The 21280-nt window shown below is 63.8% G+C and carries 22 protein-coding genes; 12 read left to right on the forward strand and 10 right to left on the reverse strand.

The genetic code is table 11. The features are described from left to right. The first annotated feature begins 196 nt into the window (after nucleotides 1–196). The 4 genes from H5P29_RS01060 (at nucleotide 197) to H5P29_RS01075 (ending at nucleotide 4807) form a co-directional block, all read left to right on the forward strand. Nucleotides 197–946: an ABC transporter ATP-binding protein gene (locus tag H5P29_RS01060; RefSeq protein ID WP_067954687.1), complete on the forward strand. Its 750-nt coding sequence runs from the start codon at nucleotides 197–199 to the stop codon at nucleotides 944–946. Then, nucleotides 943–3306, forward strand: coding sequence for an ABC transporter permease (locus H5P29_RS01065; RefSeq protein ID WP_154384608.1), 2364 nt, complete (start codon nucleotides 943–945; stop codon nucleotides 3304–3306). The genes H5P29_RS01060 and H5P29_RS01065 overlap by 4 nt, the downstream gene beginning before the upstream one ends. A gap of 2 nt (nucleotides 3307–3308) precedes the next feature. Further along, nucleotides 3309–4496 (forward strand): efflux RND transporter periplasmic adaptor subunit, encoded by a 1188-nt coding sequence (locus H5P29_RS01070; RefSeq protein WP_083948234.1) that lies wholly within the window; start codon nucleotides 3309–3311, stop codon nucleotides 4494–4496. A gap of 155 nt (nucleotides 4497–4651) precedes the next feature. Then, on the forward strand, nucleotides 4652–4807 hold the full coding sequence (locus tag H5P29_RS01075; protein ID WP_154384607.1) for a hypothetical protein: 156 nt from the start codon (nucleotides 4652–4654) through the stop codon (nucleotides 4805–4807). A gap of 285 nt (nucleotides 4808–5092) precedes the next feature. Here the strand turns inward: H5P29_RS01075 and H5P29_RS01080 are convergent, their stop codons facing one another. Together H5P29_RS01080 and H5P29_RS01085 are read right to left on the reverse strand one after the other, a co-directional pair. Then, complete coding sequence (locus H5P29_RS01080; protein ID WP_067954693.1) at nucleotides 5093–5317, reverse strand: hypothetical protein; 225 nt, start codon at nucleotides 5315–5317, stop codon at nucleotides 5093–5095. 140 nt (nucleotides 5318–5457) lie between these two features. Continuing rightward, the gene (locus H5P29_RS01085; RefSeq protein ID WP_067954694.1) at nucleotides 5458–5667 is read right to left on the reverse strand and encodes a cold-shock protein; all 210 of its coding nucleotides are present in this window, start codon (nucleotides 5665–5667) and stop codon (nucleotides 5458–5460) included. Nucleotides 5668–5681: 14 nt separating this feature from the next. Between H5P29_RS01085 and H5P29_RS01090 the strand changes: the two genes are divergently transcribed. Further along, entirely contained in the window at nucleotides 5682–5921 is a 240-nt protein-coding gene (locus tag H5P29_RS01090) for a hypothetical protein (RefSeq protein WP_067954696.1), read from the forward strand. A 71-nt stretch (nucleotides 5922–5992) separates the two neighbouring features. Here H5P29_RS01090 and H5P29_RS01095 read toward each other — a convergent pair whose 3' ends face one another. Then, nucleotides 5993–6481, reverse strand: a complete 489-nt coding sequence (locus H5P29_RS01095) for a RidA family protein (protein ID WP_067954698.1) — start codon at nucleotides 6479–6481, stop codon at nucleotides 5993–5995. A 282-nt stretch (nucleotides 6482–6763) separates the two neighbouring features. Between H5P29_RS01095 and H5P29_RS01100 the strand changes: the two genes are divergently transcribed. The 6 genes from H5P29_RS01100 to H5P29_RS01125 all read left to right on the forward strand — a co-directional run bounded on the left by H5P29_RS01100 (nucleotide 6764) and on the right by H5P29_RS01125 (nucleotide 13663). Further along, nucleotides 6764–7453, forward strand: coding sequence for a TetR/AcrR family transcriptional regulator (locus H5P29_RS01100; protein ID WP_154384606.1), 690 nt, complete (start codon nucleotides 6764–6766; stop codon nucleotides 7451–7453). A 538-nt stretch (nucleotides 7454–7991) separates the two neighbouring features. Further along, nucleotides 7992–9053 (forward strand): ABC transporter substrate-binding protein, encoded by a 1062-nt coding sequence (locus tag H5P29_RS01105; RefSeq protein WP_154384605.1) that lies wholly within the window; start codon nucleotides 7992–7994, stop codon nucleotides 9051–9053. 30 nt (nucleotides 9054–9083) lie between these two features. Next, nucleotides 9084–10133 carry an ABC transporter ATP-binding protein gene (locus H5P29_RS01110; protein WP_067954706.1) on the forward strand — a complete coding sequence of 350 codons (1050 nt, stop codon included), beginning with the start codon at nucleotides 9084–9086 and terminating at the stop codon, nucleotides 10131–10133. Further along, on the forward strand, nucleotides 10130–11050 hold the full coding sequence (locus H5P29_RS01115) for an ABC transporter permease (protein WP_067954708.1): 921 nt from the start codon (nucleotides 10130–10132) through the stop codon (nucleotides 11048–11050). The genes H5P29_RS01110 and H5P29_RS01115 overlap by 4 nt, the downstream gene beginning before the upstream one ends. Further along, the gene (locus H5P29_RS01120) at nucleotides 11043–11843 is read left to right on the forward strand and encodes an ABC transporter permease (protein ID WP_067954711.1); all 801 of its coding nucleotides are present in this window, start codon (nucleotides 11043–11045) and stop codon (nucleotides 11841–11843) included. The genes H5P29_RS01115 and H5P29_RS01120 overlap by 8 nt, the downstream gene beginning before the upstream one ends. 110 nt (nucleotides 11844–11953) lie before the next feature. Continuing rightward, nucleotides 11954–13663 (forward strand): glycoside hydrolase family 3 N-terminal domain-containing protein, encoded by a 1710-nt coding sequence (locus tag H5P29_RS01125; protein ID WP_083948237.1) that lies wholly within the window; start codon nucleotides 11954–11956, stop codon nucleotides 13661–13663. Nucleotides 13664–13665: 2 nt separating this feature from the next. Here H5P29_RS01125 and H5P29_RS01130 read toward each other — a convergent pair whose 3' ends face one another. From H5P29_RS01130 to H5P29_RS01160, 7 genes are all read right to left on the reverse strand, one after another. Continuing rightward, complete coding sequence (locus H5P29_RS01130) at nucleotides 13666–15135, reverse strand: amidase (RefSeq protein ID WP_154384604.1); 1470 nt, start codon at nucleotides 15133–15135, stop codon at nucleotides 13666–13668. 12 nt (nucleotides 15136–15147) lie between these two features. Beyond that, the gene (locus H5P29_RS01135; protein WP_067954715.1) at nucleotides 15148–15975 is read right to left on the reverse strand and encodes a sugar phosphate isomerase/epimerase; all 828 of its coding nucleotides are present in this window, start codon (nucleotides 15973–15975) and stop codon (nucleotides 15148–15150) included. Further along, on the reverse strand, nucleotides 15972–17147 hold the full coding sequence (locus H5P29_RS01140; RefSeq protein WP_083948239.1) for a Gfo/Idh/MocA family protein: 1176 nt from the start codon (nucleotides 17145–17147) through the stop codon (nucleotides 15972–15974). The genes H5P29_RS01135 and H5P29_RS01140 overlap by 4 nt, the downstream gene beginning before the upstream one ends. A gap of 107 nt (nucleotides 17148–17254) precedes the next feature. Then, nucleotides 17255–17605, reverse strand: coding sequence for a RidA family protein (locus tag H5P29_RS01145; RefSeq protein ID WP_067954718.1), 351 nt, complete (start codon nucleotides 17603–17605; stop codon nucleotides 17255–17257). Next, entirely contained in the window at nucleotides 17602–18294 is a 693-nt protein-coding gene (locus tag H5P29_RS01150) for an HpcH/HpaI aldolase/citrate lyase family protein (RefSeq protein ID WP_067954720.1), read from the reverse strand. The genes H5P29_RS01145 and H5P29_RS01150 overlap by 4 nt, the downstream gene beginning before the upstream one ends. Before the next feature lie 10 nt (nucleotides 18295–18304). Next, on the reverse strand, nucleotides 18305–19300 hold the full coding sequence (locus H5P29_RS01155; protein ID WP_067954722.1) for a hypothetical protein: 996 nt from the start codon (nucleotides 19298–19300) through the stop codon (nucleotides 18305–18307). A gap of 29 nt (nucleotides 19301–19329) precedes the next feature. Next, on the reverse strand, nucleotides 19330–19725 hold the full coding sequence (locus tag H5P29_RS01160) for a cupin domain-containing protein (protein ID WP_067954724.1): 396 nt from the start codon (nucleotides 19723–19725) through the stop codon (nucleotides 19330–19332). Between the two features lie 421 nt (nucleotides 19726–20146). Here H5P29_RS01160 and exbB point away from each other — a divergent pair, with 421 nt between their 5' ends. Next, nucleotides 20147–21280, forward strand: coding sequence for a tonB-system energizer ExbB (gene exbB, locus H5P29_RS01165; RefSeq protein WP_083948245.1), 1134 nt, complete (start codon nucleotides 20147–20149; stop codon nucleotides 21278–21280).

Below are 21280 nucleotides of genomic sequence, written 5' to 3' on the forward strand. Positions count from 1 at the left end.
ACACCAGAATACATTGTGGGCGCGACCGTGTAGTTTCCGCCATGCTGTCAGGACTCTGAAGCAGCACGAACGGGATGTCGGCCACATACTCAGTGGGACTGAATTTCCTTACCACGTTCCAAATTTGATAAGAATCAAGGGACGGGACGAGGCAATGTGTAGGACTTCTGCAATCTCGGCGGAGACCGGAGCCTGCATGCAAGTCCGTGAACGAGAGGCAACGAATCCAGCGACACAACCTCAGGCCCCCGTGTTCGTGGCCAGGGGGTTGACCAAAGTCTATGGATCAGGCGATGCGCAAGTCGTAGCGCTGAAGGATGTCAATCTCGATATCCGGCAAGGCGAATTCATCGTTCTTCTTGGGCCCTCCGGCTCAGGCAAATCGACCTTACTCAATATTCTCGGCGGGCTGGATGCTCCAACGTCAGGAACGGCGACCTGGCGGGACCACGAACTGACCGGCGCCGGCGACGATGAACTCACGACCTACCGGCGCGAGCATGTCGGGTTCGTGTTTCAATTCTACAACCTGATACCGAGCCTCACCGTTGAAGAGAACGTGCGGCTGGTCGCGCAAATCGCCAGCAACCCTATGAGGCCAGCCGAGGCGCTTGAACTCGTTGGGCTGACGCATCGCGCCGGTCACTTTCCCTCGCAACTTTCGGGCGGCGAGCAGCAGCGCGTTGCGGTGGCCCGCGCTATCGTGAAACGGCCGGACATCCTGCTTTGTGATGAACCGACCGGCGCGCTCGACGTAGATACCGGCCGACTGGTTCTTGCAGCAATCGCAAAGGTCAACGCGGAACTAAGCACGACGACCGCGGTCATCACCCACAACTCCGCAATTGCTGGGATGGCTGATCGCGTGTTGCGATTAAGCGGTGGGCGCATCGTCAAGGAGGAACCGAATCCGAAACGAATACGGGCCGAGGACGTGACGTGGTGAACGTGCTCGATATCAAGGTCCTGCGCGATCTTTGGTCGATGCGGCTTCAGGTCCTCAGCATCGCGCTGCTCGTTGCCGCCGGCGTCGCCGTCTTTGTAATGTCCCTGTCGAACTACCTGGCGCTGGTAGGCGCCATGGAGGCGCACTACCGCAATGAACGGTTCGCCGACGTTTTTGCGAGCATTACGCGCGCGCCGCTCGTCATCGTCGACCGGCTGCGCGAAATTGACGGCGTCGGCATTGTGGAACCGCGCGTCGCGAAGGCAGTGCGCGTAATCCGTGAGGACACAAACCTCCCGATCTCGGGGCGCGTTATCTCGCTTCCAGCCTCGGGGCAGCCGTTGCTCAATCGCCTCCATCTCGTGCAGGGACGTTGGCCCGATCCGCTGCATCCGGAGGAGATAATCGTCAACGCGGCTTACGCCGAGGCACGCGCCATGCGGACGGGTGACACCATCGATGTGGTTCTGAACGGGCGATTGCAGGACTTCCGAGTGGTTGGCTCCGCCCTGTCGCCCGAGTTCGTCTTTGCAACACGCGCCGCCGTGCCACTGCCGGACGATCGGAACTTTGTCGTACTGTGGGCCAGTGAGGATGCGGTAGCCAGCGCATTCGACATGCAAGGCGCATTCAATGACGTGTTGATGACACTGGCACCTAACGCAAGCGTGCCGCATGTCCTGGAAGAGGTCGATCTTTTGCTCGCACCATACGGCGGAACGGGAGCCTACGATCGGAGCGATCAGCCTTCGCACCGCTTCCTGAAAGACGAACTGGCGGAGCAGGAAACCTTGAGCATGGTGATGCCGTCGGTCTTCTTCGGCATCGCGGCATTCCTGCTCAACGTCGTCATCGGCAGGATGGTCGAGGCGCAGCGGGGACAGATCGCTTCGCTAAAGGCACTGGGGTTCAGAAACCTCACCATTGCGCTTCACTACTTTAAACTGGTTTCCGCCATTGCGTTGCTGGGAACGGCGATAGGTCTTGCCCTGGGGCGCTGGTTTGCGGTTGGAGTCGTCGGAGCCTATCGCGCCTTCTTCCGTTTTCCGTTGCTGGAGGCGCAGCTTGAGCCGTGGCTGCTCGTTGTTGCGATGCTTGTCAGCGTCGCCGCGGCTAATCTCGCGGCGGCGACGGCGGTATATCGGATAGCCATGCTTGCTCCCGCCGAAGCCATGCGACCCGGAACGCCGCCCGCGCTACGCACATTTGGTTGGCTGCAGACTATTGGAAGCAAGCAAATCCCGCTCCAGTATGTCATGGCGGCGCGCACCATCCTCGGACGGCCGTTGAGAACGCTCTTGACAACCGTCGGCATCGCTCTGGCCATTCCGCTGGTTCTGTTCGGGCTCTATTGGTTCGATGCAATCGACCACATGATCGATGTGAGCTTCGGGCGCATCGAGCGTGGCGATGCATTCATTACCTTTACGGAACCTGTCTCGGCGGATGCGCTCTACGAACTGCAAGCGATCCCCGGCGTGCTGAAAGCTGAGCTCCAGCGAGTCGTGCCGATCAGATTGCGGGCCGGCCACCGAACCTATCGCACATCGGTCACGGGGCTGGAATCTGGCTCTGAACTCAAGATTCCGAGAGACAGCGCGCTGCAGCCAATTGCCGTTCCCTCCGACGGCATCATGCTCAGCCGGACAATCGCGCGGCAGCTTGATCTCGACCTGGGCGACAGTGTCACGATCGAAGTGCTTGAAGGAAACCGGACCGTGAGGGACGCCGCCGTTCGCAAGATATCGGACGATATCCTTGGGGCATCGGTGACGATGGAGCGCACGGCACTCAATCGCTTGATGCGGGAGGGTGATGTCGGCAATGTCGCAACCCTCAGGATTGATCCGCGCCAATCCGAACTGCTCTGGTCCAGTATAAGATTGATGCCGAAGGTCGAGGGAAGCTCCGTCAAGGCCCTGTGGCTTGCGTTGTTCAACGAGACGATCGGTGGAATGGTGCTGGTCGGGGCGCTAATTCTTGCGGGGTTTGGAATGCTGATTGCGATAGGGGTAGTCTATAACAGCGCCCGCATCGCCCTGCAGGAGCGCGCCTGGGAACTGGCTAGCCTCCGAATAGTGGGGCTGACAAGGCGTGAGGTATCCGCTGTCATTTTCGGTGAGCTCGCCGTGGAACTCATTGTGGCCGTTCCTGCTGGGCTCCTTATTGGATGGTACTTGATCGAGTTGATCGCGTCAGCGCGTGCGAGCGAGTCATTTCAGATCCCCGCTGTGATCGATCCAAGCAGCTACGCCATAGCGGCGCTTTTGGTGATCGGTGCAGCTGTCACCAGTTTCATTGCGATTCGCCGACGGATCGACACGCTCGATCTGGTGGCAGTCCTGAAAGCGCGGGACTGAATATGAAGCTTCGAACAACTTCGATCGTCGGCGGACTGGTATTGGCGCTTGCAGCGCTTGGCCTCTACTGGATCCTGATGCCGCAGCCGATCCTTGTCGAAACCGGCGAGGTAAAGACCTCACAGTTCCAGGACGCGATCGAAGAAGACGGCCGCACGCGCGTGCGGGACCGCTATCTGGTGTCGGCCCCTCTGTCCGGACGCCTACAGCGGCTGGTGCTCGAGGCGGGTGATGCCGTGCAGGCGGGGCAGATGCTCGCGACCATCACGCCGCCTGTTTCTCCGCTTCTTGATCCTCGCGTGCGGCTGGAACTCGAGGCGCAGGTCGGCGCCGCCGAAGCGGCAGTCGAGGAGGCGGAATCGCTTCACGAGCAGGCCAAAGTGCTTCTGGCCCAAGCCAGTGCAGACCTCGAACGCACCAGATCGCTCGCCAAGCGGAATGTGGCGCCTGCGGCGCAATTGGAGCGTGAGGAGTTCCTGTTTCGCTCCGCGGAGAGACAGGCCTATGCAGCCGAGCGCCGCTGGCACGCGGCGACACATGTTCTGGAGCAGGCTCGCGCGGCATTGACGTCCGCAGGCAACTCGGAGGCTAGCGAGGCTTTCCCGGTATCTTCCCCCATAAACGGTCGGGTTCTCAGGATACTCCAGGAGAGTGAGACCACTGTCGCGCAGGCCGCCCTATTGGTCGAGCTGGCCGATCCTGGAGATCTCGAAATCGCGGTTGACGTTCTGACGACCGATGCCACCCGCATCAGGGAGGGCGACAAGGTGATCATTGAGCGATGGGGCGGTCCCACCGATTTGCAGGGGGCCGTGCGACGCGTCGAGCCCTCCGGCTTCACCAAAGTCTCCGCGCTCGGCGTCGAAGAGCAGCGCGTCTGGGTCGTCGTCGACATAACCTCGACGCCGGAGATGTGGACCAGCCTGGGGGACGGCTACCGTGTCGAGGTCAGGATCGTGGTCGACGAAATCGACCAGGCAATCGTCGTGCCGATCGGAGCACTGTTCCGGCGCGGCGATGCCTGGAGCGTCTTCGTTGTGGAGGGGGGCCGCGCGCAGCTCCGAGAGGTAGAGATTGCGCGCCTCTCGACTCGCATTGCCGCCGTGGCGCAGGGCGTTCGTCCGGGCGAAATCGTCGTCGTCTATCCGCCCTCCAGCCTTACCGACGGGAGTAGGATCAAGCTCCGGTAAGAGGAATCGGCCGCGCGCCACCCACGCCGCATCCTTTTGATCCAGGTCAATGCATGGGAAGTCGAGTTGGCTTGTTGTGAGGACAACGACAAGGGGCAGACAGCATGCACACTCGATCTTCCTCCGAGATACAAGTCTGGGATCCATTCGTCCGAATGGCCCATTGGACCCTTGCCCTTGGGTTCTTCGTTGCCTACCTGACGGAAGACGTGATGACCGTGCACGTCTGGGCGGGCTACGTCGTCGGCGTGCTGGTTCCTGCACGTATCGTGTGGGGATTTCTCGGCCCGCGCCATGCGCCATCGGCATAACGGCCTGCTGCCTTCGTCTGTCTCACTTGCACGGCTGTTAGTGCCTTTCCAGGATGTCGCCCCTGGCTTTTCACGCTCCGCCCAACTCGTTACCCCACATTATGACCCACAAACTATCAGCGATGGCGGCGGATCGCAATGGACGCCGCAGGACAGGCGCAGTAGAAATCTACAGAGTATCAAATAGTTGTTGAACTGTATTGGATTGAGCTGCACGCTAGTTGGGCGGGCGCTCTCTCCGCCAGCAACTTTGATCACCTAGGCCGTTGATCTTATATCTGTTTCTTACTTCTTGCCGGCTGCGCGCTCGCGAACGGTAGACGGACCGGCGGCAAGCTCGGTGGCTTCCCTTTCCAGCCGCAGAGCGCGCAAGCGCAGCGTCTTTTCCTCGCGCTGCTGAACGACCGCGTCGATCTCCGAGTTGATCCGGTTGCGGGCAAGAGATTGCGATTGCGTCTTGCCGAAGGCTGACTCGGCTTGCTCTCGTGCCTTGCTCTGGGAATCAGTCATGTTTGTTATCCCTACATTCTCGAAAAGAGGACTGAACGCTGCCAACAAAAAAGCCAGGCAAACTGCCTGGCTTTTGTAAGTCGATCGCGCCCTGTGACGGTGCCAGTACATCCGTGGTCACCGAAGGGCACCAAGACCGATCAGGCGGCCTGCAACTGGCCGGCAGACATCTTGCCCGACTTGCTGTCACGCTCCATCTCGTAGGCGATCTTCTGGCCTTCGACGATTTCACGCATGCCGGCCCGCTCAACCGCGGAAATGTGGACGAACACGTCCGGACCGCCGTTGTCAGGCTGGATGAAGCCGAAGCCCTTGGTAGCATTGAACCATTTCACTGTGCCAGTGGTCATAACAAACCCCTTTCATGGCAATATTCATCGACAACCAAGCGATTGCGTGGCTGTTTTACATCGCGATTTTATTTGAAGGGATGTTCGTTGGCGCACAGCGATTTTGCGCAATAACAAAAATCGAACAAGCAAATATCGACAGCCGGGTTTTATATTTATTGGCTGTCGATGTCAATTTTATTATTCTGCTCTCCAGGACAGACGTTTCTCCGGTTGGAAATTCCAGTTTCAACGGGATGCGCGACCCCCGGTGAGGCCGGCCTCCCGATTGACGGTCAAACATCGTGCGCCGACGCATCAGTCACCCCCGGGCGAGCCACCACCACTATTTCAGCAAGACGACAGCCTCGACCTCGAACAGCATTGGGTCGACGGCGAGTTTGGGGACGGGGATCAGCGTCTGGGCCGGTAGCGTGTTGCCGAACATCGCCTTGACGCTCTCCGTCAGCACGCCGAGCTTCGACATGTCGTGGTCGACGACGTAGACGGTGAGCTTGGCGACCTGGTCGGGCTTTGCGCCGAGAGCGTCGAGAGCGCTACGCAGATTGGCATAGGCCTGCTTCACCTGAACGGAGAAGTCGGGCGACAGGCTGCCGGTGGCGTCCTGGCCGCCCTGCCCCGAGATGTAGGCGACACGCGCACCGGCGGGAACGATGACCGCCGTGCTGTAGCCGTTCGGCGTCGGGTCGTAGAGGTTCTCGGGGTTGACGATTGTCAGCCTGAGATCGCTCTCGTTGGCCGTCGTCGCGGTGGGAAGTGACATGGTCATGGTGATTAGGCCTCCGACAAGCAGATGCTTGATTTTGCGTGACATGATTTTTCTCTTTGGTTCCGCGGCCCGCCACTGGCGGCCGTGCGATTAGTCCTATGGTACATTGTACTAGTCAACTGCCGGGCATCGACTTTCCTGACGTCGACTGCCAAAGTCGAAGCTCACGAACGGTGTTTTCGCTCGAATTGGAAATCAGGCGACGGGCAGAACTCCGTGCCGTGATGACGGCAACTTATTGATTTCAGGCCATTCGATTGCGACGTCCGCCTGCAAAACGAATGTCGGTAGCGAATTCAGAAATCGTGGCGCAAGTGGGGACGACGGATGGCAGGCAAACGCAGCGGCAAAAAACGGCCTCAGCCCGGCAAGTCGCCAAGACCGACGCGCGAGCCGCGCGGCGAGCCGCCCCTGTCTCTGGAACGCATCGTGGCGACCGCGGTGGAGCTGCTGGACACCCAAGGCATCGACGGACTGACGATGCGACGGTTGGCCGATCGTCTCGGCTCAGGGGTGATGAGCCTCTACTGGCACGTCGACAACAAGGAGGACGTTTTCGACCTTGCGCTCGACAAGGTGCTCGAATACCGCGCGCCGTCCGACAGGGCCGAACCCCAGGGGTGGCGGCAAGAGGCCGTACATGTGCTCGAGGGCTGGCGCGCCAGCATGCTGCGCCATCCCTGGTCGGCATCGCTGTTGCCGCGCCGGGCACTCGGCCCGAATATCCTCGGTCGCCTGGAATTGCTTGCCAACGCCTTGTCCAAAGCAGGTGTAGCGGATGCAGATCTGAACGTCGCGATCTGGTCACTGTGGAACCACGTGATGGGCTCGACCATCACCCGGGCGAGCTTCGAACTCACCGACGACGACCAGGCCGCAGCACAGCAACGCCTCGCCGGACTCAGCGAACGCTATCCCACGATCGAACGCTCCCGCCTGTTGCTGGACAGCGATTGGGACGGCGCCTTCCGCAAGGGCCTCGACTATCTGCTCGATGGTCTTGCCCCAATACGATGAACGCTGGTTCTCGTTAGCGCAGCATGCACCAGTTCTTGGGCAGACGTTTTGGTCTGGCCATGGACAGGCCGGCGCGGAGGGCTCGTCGAGGTCCGGTGTGACCTATGCCGCCTCCGGGCCACCACCGAAATGACTGACCCGATGGCTTCCGCCCCTCTTGGTGCAACCAGACCTCGGCTCAACTATGGCGGGAACATCGGCTTGCAGGCCTCGCAAGCCTGGCGATGGCTTCGCCCCCTAACCTTGGCTTGTCGCGACAAGATGGACCGGCGCAGCCTTCCCCGGTGAGCCTCATCGGCGTGACGGGCCCGCGGCGCTTGCGAAGCGCCGCCGGCGAGACTTGGGAAATAGCGAGAACAAAATTATCGATAAGCGGATCGATAAATCGCGGATACCTGCCCAACATGCCCTACGGTAATTCTGGACCTGGCCCTGGCGACATAGCCAAGGGCGCTGAACACCGGGCAAACCAAGCCTTCCAGTGCTGTTCAGGGAAAAGAAAACTGCTGGACGAAAACCAGCCCCGTGGGGAATTACCATGATCCGGAAAAATGTGAGGAACTCTCTTTCTGCCTGTGCGCTGCTTGCCGCGTGGGGCATTGCAGGCCAGGCCGCCCAGGCGGCTGAGATGACGGTCGCCGTCGGCGGCGGCGTGATCCAGGAGGTCGGCCGCGAGACCCTGTGGGGACCGGCGGCCAAGACGCTCGGCAACACCGTGCGCGAGGAAACCATCAACGACGCCTATGCCTCGGTGAAGCTGCAGGCGGCGGCCAATGCGGTGAGCTTCGACCTCGTACAGACCAACGCCTTCCAGGCTGAAAAGGGCGGCCGCGAGGGCCTGTTCATGCCGCTCGACTACAGCGTCATCGACTCCAAGGACTTCATCGAAGGCACGGCGCAGAAATACTGCATCTCGGCGCTGATCTTCTCCTGGGTCATGGCCTGGAATACCGACGCCTACAAGGACCAGGCGCCGCAGAGCTGGGCCGACTTCTGGGACGTCGAGAAGTTCCCGGGCCGCCGCGCCATGCGCAACGACGCCGAGGCGCAACTCGAGATCGCGTTGCTTGCCGACGGCGTGCCGATGGACAAGGTCTACGAGGTGCTGGGATCTGAGGGCGGCATGCAGCGCGCGCTCGACAAGATCGAGCAGTTGCGTCCGCACATCGCGGTGTGGTGGAATTCGGGTGCCCAGCACGCGCAGCTGATGAAGGACAAGGAAGTGGACATGTCGGTGGGCTGGAACGCCCGTTTCGAAGCCGCCAAGAAGGACGGGGCCAAGATCGACTACACCTTCAACCAGGGCGTCATGAGCATGGATTGCTGGGCGGTGCCGGTCGGAGCCCCGCATGCCGCCGAAGCGATGAAGATGATCAACGAGATGTCCAAGCCGGAAGCCCAGGCCAAGTTTTCGGTCGGGGTGAAGTATGGCGCGGCCAACAAGCGTGCCTACGAGACCGGCCTCATCCCCGACGACGCCTCGAAGAAGCTGCCGACCTATCCCGACAACGCCGCGCACCAGCTTGCCCAACGCAATGAATGGTGGGTCGAACATGTCGGCGAAGCCCAGCTCGGCTTCCAGGAAATGATGTCGCGCTGAGCGCGGCAGGAACAGGTCGGCTCAAGCGACATGACAAGTGCTGCGTTCATCGAAATCCGCAATCTTTCGAAAGCCTACGGATCCTTCCGCGCCCTCAACGACGTCGGCCTCGACGTCGGGCGCGGCGAATTCCTGAGCATTCTCGGCCCCTCGGGCTCCGGCAAGACCACGCTTCTGATGGCGCTTGCCGGGTTCGTCAGGCCTGATCGCGGACAGATTTCCGTCGATGGACGCGACCTTGTCCGCCTGCCCGCCAACAAGCGCGGCATCGGCGTGGTGTTCCAGAACTACGCCCTGTTTCCGCACATGAATGTTGCTGCCAACGTCATGTTTCCCCTGCGCGTCCGCGGCATCGGCCGCGCAGAGGCTGCCGAACGTGCCAGAAAGGCGCTCGACATCGTCGATCTCGCCAACATGGCCGAACGTGACATCGCCACGCTGTCCGGCGGGCAGAAGCAGCGTGTGGCGCTCGCCCGCGCCGTGGTGTTCGAACCCCGACTGATGCTGATGGACGAGCCGCTGTCGGCGCTCGACAAGAACCTGCGCGAGCAGATGCAGTATGAGATTCGGAAGCTGCACGACCGGTTAGGGCTGACCACCGTCTATGTCACGCACGACCAGCGCGAGGCGCTGACGATGTCGGATCGCATTGCCGTGATGCGCGACGGTGTCATCCGCCAGCTCGGAACACCGGCTTCGTTGTATCATCGGCCGACGTCGCGCTTTGTCGCCGAGTTCCTCGGCGAGGCCAACATTCTCGAACTCGATGCGGTGGAAAGCTTCGTTGCCCCGGAGCGGGATGCCACTGGTGCTGGCCGCAAGCTGATGATCCGCGCCGAAAGACTGTCGCTTTCCGATGCCAGCGGCCACGACCATGTATCACTCAGCGGCACGCTGACGCGCTCGGTGTTCCAGGGCGACAGCTGGCTCATCTCCGTCGATCTGGCGAACGGCGGAGCCGTCTCGGCGCGCATCGCCGCTGCCGAGGCGGCGAATTTCAACCTCGAGGCGCTGGCCGAAGGTGCGCCGCTCAAGCTGCATGTGCGGCGCGATGCGCTGATCCCGGTGATCGACGCATGAGCGCGCCGGCTATGACCTTGCCGGCGGCAGACGGCGCCTTCGACAACTCAGCCCTCTTGCGGCGGGACCGCAAATTGGCGCAGATCGGCCTCTTCGGTCTGGCGCTGCCGGCGGTGCTGCTGGTCACCATCGCCATCGTCGTGCCGCTGGCGGCGATGTTCTGGATATCGATCGCCCGGCCCGACGGCTCTGTGTCGCTCGACACCTATCTCAGGATCCTGAGCACTCCGGTCTATACGCGCTCGGTACTGACCACCTTCCAGGTCAGCGGCATGACGGTGCTGACCTGCATGCTCCTGGGCACGCCATTCGCGCTGGTCATGGCCAGCGCCGGCCAGCGGCTCGCTTCGATCCTGCTGCTCGTGGTGATGTTGCCGTTCTGGACGGCGCTTCTGGTCCGCACCTACGCGCTCTCGGTGCTGTTGCAGCGCAACGGCCTGGTCAATAGCTTCCTGATCGACACCGGGCTGGTCTCGGAGCCGCTGCCGCTGATCAACAACTTCTTCGGCACCATCGTCGGCATGACCCATGTGATGCTGCCGCTGTTCATCCTGCCGGTCTATGCCGCGATCAAGCAAATCGACCACAACATCATTCGCGCCGCAGCCAGCCTCGGCGCCAGCAAGCTCCTGACCCTGCGGGCGGTGATCCTGCCGCTGGCCGCCAACGGCATCTTCGCCGGTGCTGTGCTGGTGTTCGTCCTCAGCCTCGGTTTCTACGTCACCCCCGCCATCCTCGGCGGCGGCCGCGTGCCGATGATTTCGACCCGCATCGAACAGAACGTCTCGGTGCTGTCCGACTGGCCGGCGGCAAGCGCGCTCGGCGTGCTCTTGCTGTTGTCCGTCGGGCTGGTGTTCCTCGTCACGTTCCTGCTTCGCCGCAGCATCAAGGCCCTCGGAGGCAGCGCCAATGTTTGACGGTTTCGACGTCTCCTGGCCGCTGCGCCTGGCGATCGGCATTTTCACCGCGCTGGTGGCGACCTTCCTGTTGGCACCTTCACTGATCGTGGTGCCGATGTCGTTCTCGGCCTCCGAACTGCTGCAGTTCCCGCCGACCGAATTTTCGCTGCGCTGGTGGCAGCAGTACTGGCAGTCCGACCTGTGGATGCCGGCGACCAAGACCAGCCTGCTGCTGGCCACCGTCACCGCCGCGGTTGCCGTGCCGATCGCCTTTGCCGCGGCCTACGCCACCACGCGTTCGCTCGGCTGGGCCAGGCTGCCGCTCTATGGCGTTCTCCTGATGCCGGCCACCGTGCCGCCGATCCTCGTCGCCATCGGCCTGTTCTTCGTGCTGGCCCGCCTGCATCTCGTCGGCTCGTTCCCGGGCCTTTGGCTCGGGCATACGGTGATCGCCATTCCGACCGCCTATGTCATCCTGTCCGCCGGCTTTGCCCGCTTCGATTTCACCCAGGAGAAGGCCTCGCGCAGCCTTGGCGCCGGCTGGTGGCGGACGATGATTTCTGTCGTCATCCCGCAGATGCGTTTTCCCTTGCTGTCGGCGGCGTTGCTGTCCTTCCTGACATCGCTCGACGAAGTGATCGTGTCGATGTTCGTCGGTGGCGGCGCCAACACGACGCTGACCAAGGTGATGTTCCTCGGCCTGCGCGACCGCGTCGACCCTCAGGCCGCAGTGATCTCGACGATCTGGATCGTGCTTGTCGCCATGGTCGTCACGGTGGTCTTCGGGCGCCAGCGGCAGGAGCCGTCGTGACCGGCAGGCGGTGGGCACGGGCGCTGACGGCTTCCGCGCCGACAGCTTTTCTGCCAAGTTGATGGCCGTGGTGGCGACAAGTCGGTCTTGTGCAGTCCGCCGAGAGTGTGATGACCATGCCGCTGACAATTGACCGAACCCAACCGAAGGCCGTGGTGTTCGGCTGCGCGGGCACCAGCCTGAACGCTGCCGAACGCAGCTTCTTCCGCGCCGCCCAGCCCTGGGGCTTCATCCTGCACAAGCGCAATTGCGCCGACCCTGCACAACTGCGCACTTTGGTGGCGGAACTGCGCGAAAGCGTTGGCCGCAGCGACGTGCGCGTGCTGATCGACCAGGAGGGCGGCCGCGTCGCCAGGCTGGCGCCACCGCACTGGCGCGCGCCCCCGCCGGCCTCGCTGTTCGCCCAGATCGCCCGCACCGACGTCAAGCGGGCACTCGATGCCGTGCGCCTCAACGCACGCCTCGTCGCGGCCGAACTGTTCGACCTCGGTATCGACATCAACATCGCGCCTGTGCTCGACCTGCCGATCGGCAAGGGCGACCTGGTGATCGGCGACCGGGCGCTGGGAGACACGCCTGAAATGGCGAGCATTCTCGGCCGCGCCACCTGCGAGGGGCTGCTGGCCGGCGGTGTGCTGCCCGTCATCAAGCATATTCTCGGCCATGGCCGCGCCCGGCAGGACAAGTCGGAGGCGCTGCTGGTGGTCAACGCCTCGCTCGACGAGATGCAGTCGGCCGACTTCGTGCCGTTCCGCTCGCTGCAGGACATGCCCTGCGCCATGGCAGCCCACGTCATCTACCGGGCCATCGACCGCGACGCGCCGGCTACCGCCTCGCGCACCGTCATCGATGAGATCATCCGCGGCATGATCCGCTTCGACGGCGTGCTGATGAGCGACGATGTCTCGGACATCAGCCGCACCCATCCGATCGATGCCCAGGTCAGCGCGACGCAGGAGGCCGGCTGCGACGTCATCCTGCACGGCAGCGGCGACATGGACGAGATGCAGCGTGTCGCCGATGCCGCGATGCCGTTGTCGGAGAATGCGGTCGAGCGTCTGCACCGCGCCGAGCGCATGCGTCGCCGGCCTTCGGCGATCGACCTGGCCGAAACCGCACGCAAGCTGGAGGAACTGCTCAAGCCGCTTGGCGCGCGGGCCCGCCAGTCGGGTACGACGCGCTCGTCCGAGATCGTCGGCAATGTCGCCAAGAAGATCGAGCGCGATATCGTGCTCGGCCGCATCCTGCCCAAGGAGCGGATCATGGAGGACGAGCTGGTCTACGGCCTCGGCGTCAAGCGCCACGTCGCACGTGCCGTGCTGCAGGAACTGGCACGCACCGGGCTGGTCAAGCTCGAACCCTATCGCGGTGCGGTGGTGCGCCACCTGTCACCGGACGACCTGGTCAAGCTGCACGACGTGCGCCAGCTCTTGATCGCCGCCGCCGTGCAGCGCATTCGCCTGCCGGTGTCGCCGGTGCTGATGAACAAACTCGAACATGCAAGGCAGATCCATCGCTCGGCGATTTCGGTCGGCGATCTCGAGCTGGCTTATGTCCAGGACCGCGCCTTCCACGATCTGTTGCTCGAAGCGACCGGCAACGAGTTCATTGCCCGCTCGATCCATGATTGTGATGCCGGCATGCGCAGCATCGATGCCGCGAGCCTGATGGCCGACACCCTCGTCGAGCCGTCGCTCGCCGAACATGACGAGATGGTGAAGGCGCTGGAGGACCAGGACCTCGAGCGCCTGGGCAAATTGTGCGCGGCGCATTTCGACCGGCCGTTCGCCCATCACATGGCGAACGGCGTCCGGCACTGACTTCAGAACCTGCCGCCGACCCCGTTGGCGGCATGGAACGGCGCGCGCCGATCATACCAGGGGCGGGCCCGTTCAAGTGATGCCGCGAGCTCGATCAACGCGGCTTCACCGGCCGGTGGGGCGACAAGCTGGACGCCGAGTGGCAGGCCCGAACGGTCCATGCCGAGCGGCAGCGACAGTGCCGGCTGTCCCGAGACATTGAACGGCATCATGTAGACCGTGTCCTCGCCCATCGCCGAGGCGTCATAGGCGTCGATGTCCTTGGACATGTCGTAATAGCCGAGCGGGCGGGTACCCTGCGGCAGGACCGGCAGCAGCACGACGTCGTAGCGCGAGGTCAGCGTGGCGATGTGGCGGGAATGCCGGCGCATCGCCTCGATGTCGCGGCTGTGCTGGATGGCGCTGGTCGCCCGACCGTGTTCGATCGTCGTCCAGATCGTCGCCGACATGTCGGACGGCTTGTTGGGAACACCCCGCGCCCGGGCATGATCGTCAAACTGAGCCGCGGTCTGGACCCGGATCATGCCGGTATAGGCACGCCACAGGCTCTCGAAATCATAGTCGAAATCGAACGGTTCGACCTCGTGCCCGAGCGCGCCACAGAGCCGCGCCGCATCGCAGACGGCCTCGTCGACGACGATGCTGTTGGCATCGCCACGTGGGTTGTTGAGGCTGAAGCCGATGCGCAGACGCCGATTGGAGGGCGCAGTGCTGTCGAGGAACGACGGGCGCTCCCTGATGTAATAGGGCTCACCCGGATAACCGCCCTGCAAGGCGTCGAGCATGGCCGCTGTGTCGCGCACCGTTTTCGACACGCATGAGGACTGTCCGCCGCCGAACCAGAAGTCGGCCGCCTCGGGTCCCGGCGAAATCCGGCCGCGCGACGGCTTGAGGCCGACCAGCCCGTTGATCGCCGCCGGTACACGGGTGGAACCGGCGCCGTCGCCGGCGTCGGCGAGCGGAAGATATCCCGCCGCGACCGCCACTGCCGCCCCGCCGCTCGAACCGCCCGGTGTCCTGTCGAAGGCCCAGGGGTTTCGCGCCGGGCCATGCATCGGCGACTCTGTCGTCAGCGACCAGCCCCATTCCGGCGTGTTGGTCTTGCCGAGCAGGATGAAGCCGGCGTTCTTGGTCCGCTGGGTGATCAGCGAATCCGACTGGGAAACAGTGCCGGCGACGGACGAGATGCTGTTTGTCGAGGGAATGCCGGCCCATGAGGTATGCAGGTCCTTGGCCAGATAGGGCACGCCGGCAAAGGGTCCGGCGGGCGGCGCGGTCTCGGCAAGGGCGAGCGCCTTTTCGAAACAGCGGATGACGACGGCATTCAGCACCCCGTCGAGCGCTTCGATGCGGGCGATCGACGTCTCCAGAAGTTCGCGGGAGCTGACCTCGCGGCGGCGCACCAGATCGGCAAGGCCAAGCGCGTCGTAATCGTCGAACTCCTTGAACGGCCCGATAGGCGAGCGCGACATGGGCGTCTCCGTTCAGATGCCGAGCACGCGCAGGAAGGCGCGGCTGTCGCGGATGACGTCGTCAGCCGGGATCTCCCAGCCGAACAGGTGCGATTCATATTCGACCGAGGCGGAACCGGCGTAGCCAAGGCGCCGCAAGGTGTCGGTGACGGCCTTCAGGTCGACCTCGCCGGTGCCGAGCGGCACGCATTTGAAGTCGGGATAGAGGCCGACCGAATCCTTGACGTGGAGATTGCTGATGCGGTCGAACAGCAGCTCCGCCGCCCTGACCGGATCCTCGCCGCGCAGCTGGAAATGGGTCGGATCGAAAGCGACGCGGACATCAGAGCCGGGGATCGCCTTGAACAGGTCGAGATATTCGTCGGCCTTGGCGACGATGTGCATCGAGCAGCCTTCGATGCCGAACTTGACGCCGCGATCCCTGGCGTGGTCGCAGACCTCCTCCAGGGCGGCGGCCAGGTACTTTCGCGCCGTCGCGATGTCGATGCCGCCGAAGGCGCGGCCGGTAAAGACCCAGACCATAGGCGCGCCGATGTCGCGCGCCAGGTCTACCGATGCCTTGAGATAGTCGATGCCGGCGCGGCGTTCCTCCTGTTTCTCCTTGGCGAGATGCAGGCAGGCGCTCAGTGCCGAGATGTTCATGCCGGCAGCCGAAATGGCGCGGGCGACCTCGGCCCGGCCTGCCGCATCGAGTGCCGGCGTCACATGCGGCACGAAGCCGTTGCTCCACAGGTCGCCATTGAGCTCGACCGAGCTGTAGCCGGCCTGCGACAGCTTGCCCGCCAACTCAGTGACGGGCAGCTGGTGCAGGAAGGTGCTGTAGAAGCCGGCGCTGATCATGACCGGCCCGCCTTGGCATCGTAGCCGTGGCCCTCGAAATCGGGAAATGCGAAGGGCGCGTCGTCGGCCAAAGGCAGCGACACCCAGGCGCGGGCAATCTGCGAGCTGTAGGCGGCATGGACCAGCTCGGTGGCGCGGGCGCCGTCGAAGCCGGTGGCGCCGATGCCGTCGCGTGTGCCGGAGAGGATTTCCTCAGCCATGCCGGCGAGTTGCTCGGCATAGGTGTCCCATTCGTTGCGCGGCGGCCAGATCGACAGCCAGCCGTCCCAGGCATGGCGGTTCTGCTTGGAGCGCGCAGTGGGGTAGACGGCCTTGCTGATCGGTTCCGGCAACTCGTTCATCGGCACCGTGGTGTTGATGGCGAGCGGCACGTCGAAGAAGGGCGAGCCGGCATTGGTCCAGAACGACAGCGAGCCCTTGGTGCCGTAGAGTTCGGTGGCATCGCCGAGCACCGGCGAATAGCGGTCGGCGATGAAGGAGCCGCGCGCGCCCTTGTTGGTGCGGACCATCAGATGGACGTTGTCGTCGACGACCGGCGGGATGACGCAGTGGCTGACATCGGCCACGACTTCGGCATAGTCGTCATCGAGCAGGTAACGCAGCATGTCGAAGCGGTGGATCAGGTTGTCGTTGGTGGTGGCGCCGCCCGACCGTTCGAGATCCCAGCGGAAGTTGGAGCCGTCGACCCAGTTGTCCCATTTCGCCGAGAACACGGTGCGGAAGGAGAACACTTCGCCGATCAGACCGGCCTCAATGGCGAGTTTGGCCATGCGAATCTGATTGAGGTAGCGCTGGTTGAAGCCGGTCTTGAGCACGATCTTGTGCTCCTCGGCGATCCTGGCCATAGCGATCGCGTCGGGATAGGTGACGGCCAGCGGCTTCTCGCACAGCACATGCTTGCCGGCACGGGCGCAGGCCTCGAAGTCGCGGCGATGCAGGTTGTTGGGCGTGGCCATGATGACGATGTCGACGGACGGATCGGCGAGCATCTTGTCCAGGCTGGTGTAGATGTTGGCGCCGCCATAGGCGTCGGCCAGCGTCCGGGCGCGCGCCTCATCGATGTCGCAAACCGCGGCGAGCCTGGTCGAGACACCAGCCGCAACGGCCGGCGCATGGCCGTCGTGGACAATATTTCCGGCCCCGTAGAGCCCCACTCCCAATTGACGTGACATGGCAGTTCTTCCGTTTTCTCTGGCCGCAGGCCGGCATTCCCGCTCGACAGGTCGAGCAAGCGCTTGCCGGTTCGGACCGGGTTTTCAGTTGAGGTTTGGCGCGGCGCTCAACGCGCCGCGATGACGGCGATTTCGACCAGGTTCTTCGGCCGCGCCAGCGGCGATCCGACGGTGGCGCGCGCCGGCGTGTTGCCTTTGGCGACCCAGGCGTCCCAGACCGCGTTCATCTCCTCGAAGGTGGCCACGTCGGTAAGCCAGATGTTGGCCGACAGGATCTTCGACTTGTCGGTGCCGGCCTCAGTGAGATAGGTGTCGATCTTGGCGAGGATCTGCCGTGTCTGCTCGGCGACGGACGGCACCGGATCGGTGGCCGTCTGGCCGGCGAGATAGACCGTGTCGCCGTGGATGACGATCTGCGACATGCGCTCGCCCTGGCGCAGCCGTTCAATCTTGCTCATGTGTTGCTCTCTTTCATTATGTGCCGGAAGTCGTTGGCTCCGGTGACCAGGAAATTGTTGGCATGCTCGTAGAGGAAGCGGCAGCCGCCGCGGACGAAGGCGGCGACCGTGTCGCGCGTCACCAGCGTTCCCGGCACCTTGCCTGCGGCGCGGATTTTGGCGGCGCAATCGAGGACGAGGCGCTTGACGTCGGGATGGTGGGTCTGGCCGTTCAGGCCCATCGAATGCGACAGGTCGTTGGGGCCCATGAAGAACGCGTCGACGCCTTCGACGGCGACGATGGCATCGAGGTTGGCGACCGCCTCGAGCGACTCGATCATCGCCACCACGACGGTATCCTCATGGTTCTGCGGTCGGGCCCGGCGGACCGCCGCGACGATGCTGCGGGCGCCGTCGGCATCGTCGACATGCGGCACGATCAGGCCGCCGGCGCCGGCGTCGAGGTAACGCGTGAGCAGATGGTCGAGATTGGCTTCCGGCCGGACGATGGACTGCAGGCCGGCGGCACGCGCCGCGCGGCACATGTCCTGTACGGTCTGGATCGAGGCCGTGCCATGCTCGCAATCGATGAACACGCCGTCGATCCCAAGCCGGCCGAGGAACTCGGTCAATGCCGGCGAGGGATGGTCGGGGTTGAGGACGACGACGGGTTCGTCCCGCAGAAGGCGTTGCTTGAACGGATTGGCCATGATGCGCCCCTCAGCCGATGGCGATGGAAAAGACATGGCCGATGCCACGGGGAAGCGGATGCGCACGCCAGCTGTCGCCGGCATCGTCGCTCAGGAAAACCTGGCCGAACTTGTCCGAGCAGACGAGCCGCTTCGGGTCGGTCGGGTCGACAGCCATGGCAAAGACGGTGCTCTTCAGGGGCGCGCCGAGATCAAGGCGCTGGAAGCTCGCGCCGCCATCTGTAGAACGGAAGAAGTCGCCCAGGTCGCCATCGAAATCGTTGCCGGCGCCGAGATAGATCGTGTCAGCCGGGCCCTGGCCGAGGACGCGGCAATAGGAGCCCTTTTCGCGCAGTGCCGGCACCGGCAGCTTGCGCCAGCGGCGGCCGTGATCGCGGCTCTGGAAAGCGCCGACACGTGTCGTCACCGACACCTTGCCCTCGGCATCAACAAGCACCGAATGCAGGTCGACGGCATCCTCGACGACATAGAGCCCGTCGAGCGCCTGGCGCCAGCTGCGGCCGCCGTCCTCCGACATGATCAGGCCGCCGATCTCGATGCTGGCGTAGATCCTGTCCGCATTGGTGGGGTCGACGGCAATGCGGGTGATGCGCCTTGGCATGCCGGCCGTGATGTCGGGGTAGCCGACCGAGACGTCGAGGCTACGCCAGCTGCGGCCATTGTCGGTCGACTTGAAGATCGCCGGCGGCTCGTAGCCGGCAAACAGCGTGTCCGGCTCATGCGGATGACGGGTCAGCGACCACACTGCGAACTCCGGCTTCGGCGCGTCGAGCCGGGACCAGCTGTCGCCATAGTTCGTGCTGCGGAAGATGCCGTCCTGCGCGGCGGCGAACACTTCGCCCGGACGTCTGGGATCGGCGAGCAGGGCGAATGTCTGCGGTACGGCGGGAAAGCCTTTCTCGATCCGCTCCCAGGCGCCGCCATCGCGGCTGCGCAGCAGGCCTGAGCTCATGAAGCGGCCGGGATCGGTGTCGCCGGCGAGCCCGGCATAGAGGGTGATGGTCATTGTCGTGGTCGCAGCCTGGATGAAAGGGGTCAGTAGCTTTCCGGGTCGGTCGAATAGTCGACGACGGGCGCATCCTTGACGCCGAAGGCCATGGCCAGCGCCCGGATGCCGTTATGCTCGTGCGCCGGCTTGATCGAGTGCCGCGCATTGGGCGGAATCGTGACCAGGTCGCCGGGGCCGATCTCGCGGGTCTCGTCCTCGATGGTCATCAGCGCCCGGCCGGAGAGCATGAAATAGAACTCGTAGGTGGGGTGGTGGTGGGTGTTGACCTCACCGCCGGCGCGGATCTCGAACTCGCTGATCAGTTCGAGATGGCCGCCCAGCGTCGCGTCCCGCATCGCGCGCGGCGGCACCAGCCACCACACCGGCGTGGTGCCCTGGTGCTCGAGTGTCGGTCGCGTGAAATCGCTCGAGCGGATGTCCATCGGAGCGCTCCTTTAGCCGGCCAATGCTGATCTTGTTGTCTGGGCCTCGGGGCCCTGCGATGGACCGGACCTTACGAACGGCCCTCGGCGCTGGCCAGAAATGGGTTATCGCCAACTTTATTGATAAGCCGCAGCGCGCTCGTGCGAACGTCGAAGGCGGTCAGCCGAGCCTCCGATTTCCCTGCGCCTCAGCCCTTTCGATCGCGCCTCGTCCTCGACGCATGAATTCTGGTGTGTCATTCTCATGTTTCTTGGGCGCTTTTCTTGATTAAAGAAGTCAACAATGTTAGAGGCCCGGCACGACACCTGCCTTTGAGTCATTTGCGTGCGATCGGAGACTGCGGACATGAGAAGCATCTGGGGCATCACAAGCACCGGGACGGCTTTCGGGTCGCAAGCTCAGTATCGGTCCGGACGCATCATGGCAGCGGCGCTGTACATCACGCTGAGCGCGGGCGCGGCTTTCGCCCAGCAGACCGCGCCGGCTGAGGTGGAGCCCACGGCACCCGCAACGAGCGCTCCAACAGCTCCAGCAAATCCGACGGCAGCCGTCGCCACGCCGACCGCCCAGCCAGCAGCGCCCGGCGATGCTCCCAATGCGGCCGCCCTCGCAGCCGAAGCAACGCAGCCACGTATCAACGCCCTGCCGCAGCCGGGCGCCAACGTCGCACCACAACCGGACCAGGCTGCCGGTGAGCCGACGGTCGCACCGGCGGCCACGGCGCCTGCAACCGGGCAGCCTGCTGTGTCCGCGCCGATCGACACGACCGTCGGTGCACCTGCCGGCACGGACGTTCCCAAGAGCCTGTTGCCGCACGACCTCTCGCCCTGGGGCATGTTCATGGCCGCCGACTGGGTGGTCAAAGGCGTGATGATCGGCCTTGCCTTCGCCTCGCTGATCACCTGGACCGTGTGGCTGGCCAAATCACTCGAGATCGCCGCAAGCAAGGCGCGGCTGAAGAAGGCGCTGCGCGGTATCCTGCACGCCCGCAGGCTCGCCGACGCCTCGCAGACGCTCGGCGACCGCGCCGGCATCGGCGGCGTGCTTGTTCGCGCCGCCGTCGACGAGTTCGAAATGTCGGGCCACGAATTCGGCCATGCCGACGCCTCCGGCATCAAGGAGCGCGTCGAGTCGAGGCTGATGCGCATTCAGGCGCAGGCAGGCCGCCGCCTCAGCCGCGGCACCGGCGTGCTCGCCACGATCGGCGCGACGGCACCCTTCGTCGGCCTGTTCGGCACCGTCTGGGGCATCATGAACTCGTTCATCGGCATCTCGGAATCGCAGACGACCAACCTCGCTGTCGTCGCTCCCGGCATCGCCGAAGCGCTTCTCGCGACCGCGGTCGGCCTGATCGCCGCCATTCCGGCGGTGGTGATCTACAACGTCTTCGCGCGTTCGATCACCGGTTACCGCCAGGGCCTGGCCGACGCCGCGGCTGGCGTGCAGCGCCTGGTCAGCCGCGATCTCGATCGCCAGCCACAGCGCAGTGAGCGCTTGCCGGCCAATGAAGCCATGCGCGGCAACGGGCGTGGCGCGCCCGCCGTCGCTGTCTAG

It is taken from the genome of Aminobacter sp. MDW-2, from assembly GCF_014250155.1.
Classification (GTDB): domain Bacteria; phylum Pseudomonadota; class Alphaproteobacteria; order Rhizobiales; family Rhizobiaceae; genus Aminobacter; species Aminobacter ciceronei.

Coding starts and splice junctions, on each gene's coding strand:
- H5P29_RS01125 (WP_083948237.1), top strand. CDS start 11,954: ATGACCATGCCGCTGACAATTGACCGAACCCAACCGAAGGCCGTGGTG.
- H5P29_RS01130 (WP_154384604.1), bottom strand. CDS start 15,135: ATGTCGCGCTCGCCTATCGGGCCGTTCAAGGAGTTCGACGATTACGAC.
- H5P29_RS01110 (WP_067954706.1), top strand. CDS start 9,084: ATGACAAGTGCTGCGTTCATCGAAATCCGCAATCTTTCGAAAGCCTAC.
- exbB (WP_083948245.1), top strand. CDS start 20,147: ATGGCAGCGGCGCTGTACATCACGCTGAGCGCGGGCGCGGCTTTCGCC.
- H5P29_RS01105 (WP_154384605.1), top strand. CDS start 7,992: ATGATCCGGAAAAATGTGAGGAACTCTCTTTCTGCCTGTGCGCTGCTT.
- H5P29_RS01075 (WP_154384607.1), top strand. CDS start 4,652: ATGGCCCATTGGACCCTTGCCCTTGGGTTCTTCGTTGCCTACCTGACG.
- H5P29_RS01100 (WP_154384606.1), top strand. CDS start 6,764: ATGGCAGGCAAACGCAGCGGCAAAAAACGGCCTCAGCCCGGCAAGTCG.
- H5P29_RS01155 (WP_067954722.1), bottom strand. CDS start 19,300: ATGACCATCACCCTCTATGCCGGGCTCGCCGGCGACACCGATCCCGGC.
- H5P29_RS01090 (WP_067954696.1), top strand. CDS start 5,682: ATGGCAATATTCATCGACAACCAAGCGATTGCGTGGCTGTTTTACATC.
- H5P29_RS01085 (WP_067954694.1), bottom strand. CDS start 5,667: ATGACCACTGGCACAGTGAAATGGTTCAATGCTACCAAGGGCTTCGGC.
- H5P29_RS01145 (WP_067954718.1), bottom strand. CDS start 17,605: ATGAGCAAGATTGAACGGCTGCGCCAGGGCGAGCGCATGTCGCAGATC.
- H5P29_RS01080 (WP_067954693.1), bottom strand. CDS start 5,317: ATGACTGATTCCCAGAGCAAGGCACGAGAGCAAGCCGAGTCAGCCTTC.
- H5P29_RS01095 (WP_067954698.1), bottom strand. CDS start 6,481: ATGTCACGCAAAATCAAGCATCTGCTTGTCGGAGGCCTAATCACCATG.
- H5P29_RS01150 (WP_067954720.1), bottom strand. CDS start 18,294: ATGGCCAATCCGTTCAAGCAACGCCTTCTGCGGGACGAACCCGTCGTC.
- H5P29_RS01135 (WP_067954715.1), bottom strand. CDS start 15,975: ATGATCAGCGCCGGCTTCTACAGCACCTTCCTGCACCAGCTGCCCGTC.
- H5P29_RS01160 (WP_067954724.1), bottom strand. CDS start 19,725: ATGGACATCCGCTCGAGCGATTTCACGCGACCGACACTCGAGCACCAG.
- H5P29_RS01120 (WP_067954711.1), top strand. CDS start 11,043: ATGTTTGACGGTTTCGACGTCTCCTGGCCGCTGCGCCTGGCGATCGGC.
- H5P29_RS01060 (WP_067954687.1), top strand. CDS start 197: ATGCAAGTCCGTGAACGAGAGGCAACGAATCCAGCGACACAACCTCAG.
- H5P29_RS01070 (WP_083948234.1), top strand. CDS start 3,309: ATGAAGCTTCGAACAACTTCGATCGTCGGCGGACTGGTATTGGCGCTT.
- H5P29_RS01140 (WP_083948239.1), bottom strand. CDS start 17,147: ATGTCACGTCAATTGGGAGTGGGGCTCTACGGGGCCGGAAATATTGTC.
- H5P29_RS01115 (WP_067954708.1), top strand. CDS start 10,130: ATGAGCGCGCCGGCTATGACCTTGCCGGCGGCAGACGGCGCCTTCGAC.